Here is a 9,051-nt window from a genome sequence, read left to right on the forward strand (position 1 = left end):
CAGGTTTCACGGTCCCCCTTCATGGCGTTGGCGGTCATGGCGATGATGGGCAACTCATGAAATCTCCCGATGGATCGTATCCGGCGGCTTGCTTCAAGTACGAGCGATCCCGCGGATAGAAGAAAAATAACGAAGTTGTAGACGACCATGGACATCAGAACAGTCACAAATGTCAGCCGGACAGACTGACGGACCTGATCCGCCAACCTGTCCGGCTGACTCATGCTGACTGCACGTAACGAATTGCCACGCCTTAACCTGCAACTGCCTGTACCGGCGCCGGATATCTCCTCCGCTTCAACGTCCGGCGATGCAGCAGGAGGGGTTCTCATCCCTTCCGCACATTTGGACATTTCCGGCCAGCGCTTCCTTTCCCGAGATCATGGGAAAGACGCCACATGTTGCGTCGCGATATCCTCGGCCACCATCAGATGGACGATGCTCGTTCCGACGGTATTCGTGTAATGATTATAGTCAAACCCATCGGAGCCGACCACGTTCGTGCCCACAAGGGACCAGCCCGAATCCGTCGCGATCACCTCCGCAGGGCCCTCGCCGAACACCCACAGGGTGTCGGTATCCGAAACGTCCAGAACATCGCTGGCCTGGAGCGTCAAGACATTCGCCTCCCATCCGTTGACGCCGTACAGGCTGATCTTTTCAATACCTGAGATGCGCCCCTCCGAAACCATGGCGCTCAGATCCAAGGTGTGGCTAAAGCTTAAATCCTCGGCCTCCAGCGCGAAGACGTCGAACCCCTCCCCTCCGTGCACGGAATCCTCGGGCGCGCCAATCAGCAGATCGTCGCCGGCACCGCCGTCGAGCAGGTCCACGCCAGAATCCCTATTCATATTTGTATTAAGAAGGTCGTACTTCCATCCGATCAGGGTGTCATTGCCGTCGCCGCCATACAGCGAATCGCTGCCGCCAAAACCCACGAGGCTGTCGTCGCCGCCGAAGCCGTGCAGCTCGTCATTGGAGCTCATGTTGTACTCGCCGTCCCAGCCGACGTCGCGGCCCAGCAGCGTGTCGCCGTGCTCCGACCCCCACACGCCGTCAATGAATAACAGATGGTCGCCATGCTCCTCCCCATCGACGCCGGCCCCGGCCTGTCCGTCGGGATAGAGAAGCGGCTCCTTGTTCTGGTCGTTCATGTCCACGAGCACACCGGCCGCCGCATTCCGGTAGCTGGCGATGTCATGGCCCGTCCCGCCCCTGAGGACGTCGCCGCCCGTTCCGCCTTCCAAGGTGTTGTCGCCTTCGACGCCCAAAAGGGTGTCCGCTCCGGCGCCGCCGACAAGCAGGTCGTCTCCTTGCTGGCCCCAGAAATAGTTGTCGTGTTCGTTCCCGATGAGCGTATCGGCAAAGGAAGAGCCGCTGACATTCAAAATGTCATGCAGCTCGTCGCCGATGGCGTCGTTCCCGGCCGCGCCATTCCCCTGGACCTGAATCACGTTGTTCAGATCGATTTCCACGGCCAGGCTGCCGGCGTAGTCGGCCACCTCGCCCAACCCGAGACCGGTAAGCACATCGGCCCCAGCGCCGCCATTGAGGGTATCCCAGATGGGGATGGAGGAGGCTGGGTCTGTCGTATTGCCGCCCACGAGTGTGTCGTTCCCCTCGCCGCCATACAGGACATCACGTCCGTCGCCGCCAACGAGGGCGTCGTCGCCCGCGCCGCCATAAAGGGTGTCGTTACCGCCATGGTCCTGCAGCAGGTCGTCGCCGTCACCGCCGTACAGGACATCGAAGCCTTCGTGACCGTACAGGGTGTCGTTCCCACCACCGCCGTGCAAGGTGTCGTTCCCCGATAATCCGTCAAGTATGTTGTCGGCGTCGTCGCCCGTCAGCACGTCGCCGTGCAGAGTATCGTTCGTGCCCAAAACTTCCTCGATGCCTGTCAGGGTGTCGCCGAGGCCGTGATTGTCCACCCCGCCTCCCGTCTGGGCGACCGTGACGCTCAGGTCGATGTTCACCCATGTGGGGCTTGCACTGTAATCGGCCGTGTCGAAACCGTCGCCACCGTCGATGAAATCAGCGCCCTCGCCGCCACCCAGCGTGTCATCGCCGGACCCGCCCAGCAGGGTATCCGCGCCGGCCCCGCCCATGATGGTGTCGGCCCCGTTCTGGCCGTCCAGGAAGTTATTGTTCCCGTCACCCGTGATCGAGTCACCGTTGTACGTGCCGATGACGTTCTCGATACCCACAAGGGTGTCGCCCTCGGCGTGGTTGCCGATCCAGCCGCCCGTCTGCCCCCCGGTGTTGTTCAGGTCCACGTTCACCCAGTAGGGACTCAGGCTGTAGTCCGCAGTGTCCGGGAAATAATGGGTCGTGGTCACCGGAATGCCGAAAGTGTCGTCCGTGACCATCAGGATGCTCTCGCCCCCGACCAGCAAGTCCGCCCCGACCAGGCTCGCGAAAACGTTGCTCGTGTAGTCCTCGCCGATCAGCGTGTCGGCATGGGCCGTGCCGATGATGTTTTCGATGCCCGTCAGCACGTCGCCCTCGGCATCGCCGCCGCTCTGGGCTCCGGAATTGTTCAGATCCACGTTTACCGGCGCGGAACTTGTGTTGTAGTCGGCCCAGTCGCCGCCGGACGTGTTCGAACCGCCGTCCAGGGTGTCGGCGCCGGCTCCGCCGTTCAGATTGTCATCACCGTCGCCGCCAGCCAGCAAATCATTGCCGGCTCCGCCGTCCAGGGTGTCGTTGCCGGTCAGCCCGAACAGGACGTTGTCCGCTTCATCACCCATCAGTACGTCGCCGTGCAGCGTGTCGTTCGAACCGACGACATTCTCGATACCTGTCAGAACATCCCCCAGGCCGTGGTTGGCGGTGCCGCCTCCCATCTGGGCGACATCGAAGTCCAGAAGTATGCTGACCCAAGTGGGGCTTGCACTGTAATCGGCCGTGTCGCTGCCGTCGCCGCCGTCGAGAATGTCCGCGCCCTCGCCACCAACCAGCGTGTCATCGCCGGCCCCGCCCAAGATGGTGTCGGTCCCGTCCTGGCCGTCCAGGAAGTTATTGTTCCCGTCACCCGTGATCGAGTCGCCGTTGTACGTGCCGATGACGTTCTCGATACCCACAAGGGTGTCGCCCTCGGCGTGGTTGCCGATCCAGCCGCCCGTCTGCCCCCCGGTGTTGTTCAGGTCCACGTTCACCCAGTAGGGACTCAGGCTGTAATCCGCGGTGTCCGGAAAATAATGAGTCGTGGTCACCGGAATGCCGGAGGTGTCGTCCGTGACCGTCAGGATGCTCTCGCCCCCGACCAGCAAGTCCGCCCCGACCATGCTCGCGAAAACGTTGCTCTTGTAGTCCTCGCCGATCAGCGTGTCGGCATGGGCCGTGCCGATGATGTTTTCGATGCCCGTCAGCACGTCGCCTTCGGCATAGCCGCCGCTCTGGGCTCCGGAATTGTTCAGATCCACGTTTACCGGCGCGGAACTTGTGCTGTAGTCGACCCAGTCGCCGCCGGACGTGTTCGAACCGCCGTCGATGGTGTCGGCGCCGGCTCCGCCGTTCAGATTGTCATCACCGTCGCCGCCAGCCAGTGAATCATTGCCGGCTCCGCCGTCCAGGGTGTCGTTGCCGGCCAGCCCGGACAGGACGTTGTCCGCTTCATCACCCATCAGTACGTCGCCGTGCAGCGTGTCGTTCGAACCGACGACATTCTCGATACCTGTCAGAACATCCCCCAGGCCGTGGTTGGCGGTGCCGCCTCCCATCTGGGCGACATCGAAGTCCAGAAGTATGCTGACCCAAGTGGGGCTTGCACTGTAATCGGCCGTGTCGCTGCCGTCGCCGCCGTCGAGAATGTCCGCGCCCTCACCACCAACCAGGGTGTCGTCTCCAGCCCCGCCCAACAAGGTATCCGCGCCGGCCCCGCCCATGATGGTGTCGGCCCCGTTCTGGCCGTCCAGGAAGTTATTGTTCCCGTCACCCGTGATCGAGTCACCGTTGTACGTGCCGATGACGTTCTCGATACCCACAAGGGTGTCGCCCTCGGCGTGGTTGCCGATCCAGCCGCCCGTCTGCCCCCCGGTGTTGTTCAGGTCCACGTTCACCCAGTAGGGACTCAGGCTGTAGTCCGCAGTGTCCGGGAAATAATGGGTCGTGGTCACCGGAATGCCGGAAGTGTCGTCCGTGACCATCAGGATGCTCTCGCCCCCGACCAGCAAGTCCGCCCCGACCATGCTCGCGAAAACGTTGCTCTTGTAGTCCTCGCCGATCAGCGTGTCGGCATGGGCCGTGCCGATGATGTTTTCGATGCCCGTCAGCACGTCGCCTTCGGCATAGCCGCCGCTCTGGGCTCCGGAATTGTTCAGATCCACGTTTACCGGCGCGGAACTTGTGCTGTAGTCGACCCAGTCGCCGCCGGACGTGTTCGAACCGCCGTCGATGGTGTCGGCGCCGGCTCCGCCGTTCAGATTGTCATCACCGTCGCCGCCAGCCAGTGAATCATTGCCTGCATTGCCGAACAGCGTGTCGTCGCCGGCCAGCCCGGACAGGACGTTGTCCGCTTCATCACCCATCAGTACGTCGCCGTGCAGCGTGTCGTTCGAACCGACGACATTCTCGATACCTGTCAGAACATCCCCCAGGCCGTGGTTGGCGGTGCCGCCTCCCATCTGGGCGACATCGAAGTCCAGAAGTATGCTGACCCAAGTGGGGCTTGCACTGTAATCGGCCGTGTCGCTGCCGTCGCCGCCGTCGAGAATGTCCGCGCCCTCACCGCCAACCAGGGTGTCGTCTCCAGCCCCGCCCAACAAGGTATCCGCGCCGGCCCCGCCCATGATGGTGTCGGCCCCGTTCTGGCCGTCCAGGAAGTTATTGTTCCCGTCACCCGTGATCGAGTCACCGTTGTACGTGCCGATGACGTTCTCGATACCCACAAGGGTGTCGCCCTCGGCGTGGTTGCCGATCCAGCCGCCCGTCTGCCCCCCGGTGTTGTTCAGGTCCACGTTCACCCAGTAGGGACTCAGGCTGTAATCCGCGGTGTCCGGGAAATAATGGGTCGTGGTCACCGGAATGCCGGAAGTGTCGTCCGTGACCATCAGGATGCTCTCGCCCCCGACCAGCAAGTCCGCCCCGACCAGGCTCGCGAAAACGTTGCTCGTGTAGTCCTCGCCGATCAGCGTGTCGGCATGGGCCGTGCCGATGATGTTTTCGATGCCCATCAGCACGTCGCCCTCGGCATCGCCGCCGCTCTGGGCTCCGGAATTGTTCAGATCCACGTTTACCGGCGCGGAACTTGTGTTGTAGTCGGCCCAGTCGCCGCCGGACGTGTTCGAACCGCCGTCCAGGGTGTCGGCGCCGGCTCCGCCGTTCAGATTGTCATCACCGTCGCCGCCAGCCAGTGAATCATTGCCGGCAGCGCCATCCAGGGTGTCGTTGCCATCCCCGCCGTACAGGGTGTCGTCGCCCACTCCACTGTACAGCCAATCGTCGCCGTCAAAGCCGTGGACAAGAAATGTCGCGTCGGCGCGGGTGGTGGCGGTCGTGCCGCTAATGAGGTCCTCGCCATTGGTGCCCCACACCTGAACGGGGACGCTGTGCATGTCGAAGGTCGTTTCGGGAGTGACGGTCAGGCCGTCGGTCACGGTGAAGGTGAAGCTGTCGTCCTCCACGACGCGAATCTCGGAACCGGCCACGGGAGCGAAGCGGTAGGAGACGCGCCCGGCATCAATGTCGGCCTGGGTAAAGACCGTACCGGAGAAGTTCGTGATGGCGATGCCGTCCAGCAGCAGCGTGCCGAACTCCGGAGCGTGGGTAATCGTATAGGCAAGTTCCGATGCCGCGTTGTCGACATCTCCGGCATGGAGGTATCCCGCAAGGGAGACGGTGGCTTCGGCTTCCACGTTGATTGTCGCGTTGACGTCGATCACCGGCGCGTCGTTGACCGGGTTGACGGTCAGGTTCGCGGCAGTCGCCGTCGCGCCGCCATTACCGTCGGAAATCGTATAGCCGAAGCTGACGGCGCCGTTCCAGTCGGCAGAGGGCGCGAAGGTCCACGTGCCGTCGCCGTTGTCGGTCAACGTGCCATCGCCCGAGGCGACGGAAAGTCCGGTCACGGTCAGGGCGTCGCCGTCCGCGTCCGAGGCGGTGGCCAGCAGATCGGCCCGCGAAAAGACCAGGCTGCCCTCTTCGTCGATGGAGCCGAGGTCCACGGAACCGCTGACGAAAGGCGCGTTGTTTGAATCGCCCGTCCCGTCATCCCCGGGCAGGGTGCCGGCCGCCTCCTCCCAGTCAGGGAAAGACGGACCGGAAGCAGAGGTCAACGCCCCGCCGCCCTCGGCGCTGAAGGAAGCCATATCAAGAAGCTGCCCCATGCCCAGATCTTCACCGACATCTTGCTGCAGAAACTCGGTGCCCGCCACGCTGGCCTGATGAACGCCCAGCGGCTGGCTGACATGTGCGTCAACTTCCTGCTCGGGGTGCTGAATGTCGAACATGATCAGAGGTTCCCCGGTGTCCGGAGAAATAAGCACAAGCTCCTTGGCGTCATCGGCCAAAGCTACGGAGAACTCCTCCCCTCCTTTCAACCGGACGACATAATCACCCCGATCCCCGGACACGATCTCGACATCTTCAGGAGCAGCGGCAAGAACCAGCCGGTCGCCATGGCTCAGGTTCAATCGACCGCCGTTGTCAATCCGCACTTCCTGAAAGTCACCGTTTTCCTGACGTACGCCTACATTGATAGTATACATAGAATCTCTCCTCGATCACGTTTTGAAGCTATGATTCGAGGTCAAGCTAACGAGATTCAATATACTTAGTAATATGCATATTTGTTTAATTTGACGTGTTGTTATATACATAAATTAGGTAGATTTTATTCCGTGTTTGAGAATAAAATACTTATTTACCTAGGCATATAATCAAACCGGCTCTCGCCATTGCAAGTCACGCCCATGACACTCCTGAAATCTCGAGGACAGTGCATTGGCAAGTATGCAAAAATTGTTGAATGGGTGAAACGAATCGCGCGGATGTGAAATATACGAAATGCCTACATACTTTGAGAGCAAGGGCATGTGCCAGACAGGATGGCGGTCCGTGCCTTGAATGATACCGCATCACGATGCCGAGCCGAAACGCGGTGTATCGTGTTTCCGAATCCGGTCCTTCAGAAAATTCGCCCACAGCATCTGCAATATCGGAAATGAAAAGAAAATATCAAAGAGAAGGAACTCTGAGGCCCCGCTTTTCAACGGACTTGCGCAATGCGTCCACCTGCAAAGGCAGGAGTTTGCGCAAATCGTAACCATTCACCACGGTCCTGCGGGCCTCTTCCCGCACGTTGCGCAAGTGCCTTCGATTTTCCAGCGCTTCAATGGTCCGGCCCGCAATGGCCTGGGGAGACCGAAAATCGGTCATGAGGACGTTATGTCCATCAGTGGCCACCTCCCGCACGGGCTCCGTATCTGAAGCCACCACCAGGCATCCGCACGACAGAGCTTCCAAAAATGACCATGAAAGGACAAACGGGCGCGTCAGATAGACATGCACCGAAGACGCCTGAAGCAACGTTCGGTAATGTGCGTACGGAAGCGCCCCGACGAAATGGATGCGCTCCGGATCGGGCCGAAGCCGTTCCACGAGCACTTCCTTCCAGGTTTTTCCGGGGGCGGGCGGCGCGCCGTAGCACGACCGGTCACTCCCCCCAATGACCACATGGCATTCAGGACGCTTTCTGACCACTTCCACAGCGGCTTCCAAAAACTGAGGAAACCCCCGGTAGGGCTCCATGCCTCGCGTGGCGTAGGTCACGATCTCGCTTGCCCCTGAAAGGTCAAGACCGGGAAGCACCATGCGCGAGGCCGCATCGGGAGAAAAAAAGTCCGTATCCAAGCCGTCATGAATGACGGATATCTTGGACCGGAACTCCGGAGGAAACTGTTCGAGCTGCCAGCGAGTAGGGCAGATGCCATGATCGCAGGCCGCCAGATCGGTGAGAATGGGGAGATTGTTGACGCGGACCTCGGTGCGCGCCTCAAGCGACAGCGGCTTGCCCGAGAAGCGCATATCCGCGCTGTCGGCGCCATAGAACCATTCGAAATACCCCATGAACGCGGCTTCCGGAAAGACATCCTGCAGGAACATCGTCGAGCCCCAACCGGAATGGCCATAGATGACGTCGGGCACAAAGCCTTGGGCGCGCAGCTGAAGCATGGCGCGCAGTGCCGCTTCAGCTTTTTTTTCGGTGTTTCGAAATCTGCCCATCAGGGTCTGCTTCTGTGCCTGCTCCGGGGCCTGCTCTGGCCGCTCGGGAACATAAACCACCTTGCGAACTCCGGGAATGTTCCATTCCGGCCGCTCTTCCTGGGTGGCGAAGACCACTTCATTGCCGGGATCTCGACCCAACAATGAAGCCAAATTTCGAAATTGTGCCGGAAAATTCACATGAGTAAACAAAATGCGCATTGGAGCTCCCGTTTTCATAAGTCTTCACTATTGAAGGCACCCGCTCCCTCCGGCATTCCAAAACCGTGGGGCGATAATTCCGCCGCCATTGAGCGATCGCCGTTTCTGTTTCCTTTCCAAATGTCGGCGAAAAAGCAATGCATCGGCGTTTCAGGTAGACGGAGCCGTTATCCCGCGTATGATCCGAACACCTGCCTAGGGCGTGTTCCCCGACTCCCCCGGAAAATGAACAGCCGGCCGGGGGAATCGGGGACGACATGGCCGAAGAGCCGCCTACTCGGCCATGACCTCGCCCAGGCCCTTGACCTTGAGATCCACGCCAAGAGCGCTCATGAGCTGGGAAACGGGCATGCACAGTCGATAGTACGAGAACGTGTGCGCCGTCATGCCGTTCAGGTACACCTGCTGCGAACTGAACAGACTTTTCTGTGCCGAAACAAGATCCACCAAGGTCCGCTGCCCCATGCGAAACTGATCCGTGTAGCTCGAAACCACCTGCGCATTTTCGTTCGTCAGGCTGCGCAGCACTGGCAGCAACTTGCCCGTGGCCTTGTAGAAGCTGTACGCCGTGCGCACATCTTCCTCCACCTGACGCTCGATATCCAGGGCATCCTGCTCGGCGCGCAG

At 60.8% G+C, this 9,051-nt stretch carries 4 protein-coding genes; all 4 read right to left on the reverse strand.

The window, feature by feature from the left end; genetic code table 11:
- On the reverse strand, positions 1-224 hold a 224-nt coding region (locus tag H4684_RS19895; RefSeq protein ID WP_192625093.1), incomplete at its 3' end, for a response regulator.
- Between the two features lie 156 nt (positions 225-380).
- Entirely contained in the window at positions 381-6,707 is a 6,327-nt protein-coding gene (locus H4684_RS20880) for a cadherin-like domain-containing protein (protein WP_318779664.1), read from the reverse strand.
- Between the two features lie 469 nt (positions 6,708-7,176).
- Positions 7,177-8,364, reverse strand: coding sequence for a glycosyltransferase (locus tag H4684_RS19945; RefSeq protein ID WP_225940580.1), 1,188 nt, complete (start codon positions 8,362-8,364; stop codon positions 7,177-7,179).
- 333 nt (positions 8,365-8,697) lie between these two features.
- The coding region (locus H4684_RS19950) for a TolC family protein (RefSeq protein ID WP_192625095.1) at positions 8,698-9,051 on the reverse strand (354 nt) is incomplete at its 5' end.

The organism is Desulfomicrobium macestii, from assembly GCF_014873765.1.
Lineage (GTDB): Bacteria > Desulfobacterota > Desulfovibrionia > Desulfovibrionales > Desulfomicrobiaceae > Desulfomicrobium > Desulfomicrobium macestii.

Coding starts and splice junctions, on each gene's coding strand:
- H4684_RS20880 (WP_318779664.1), bottom strand. CDS start 6,707: ATGTATACTATCAATGTAGGCGTACGTCAGGAAAACGGTGACTTTCAG.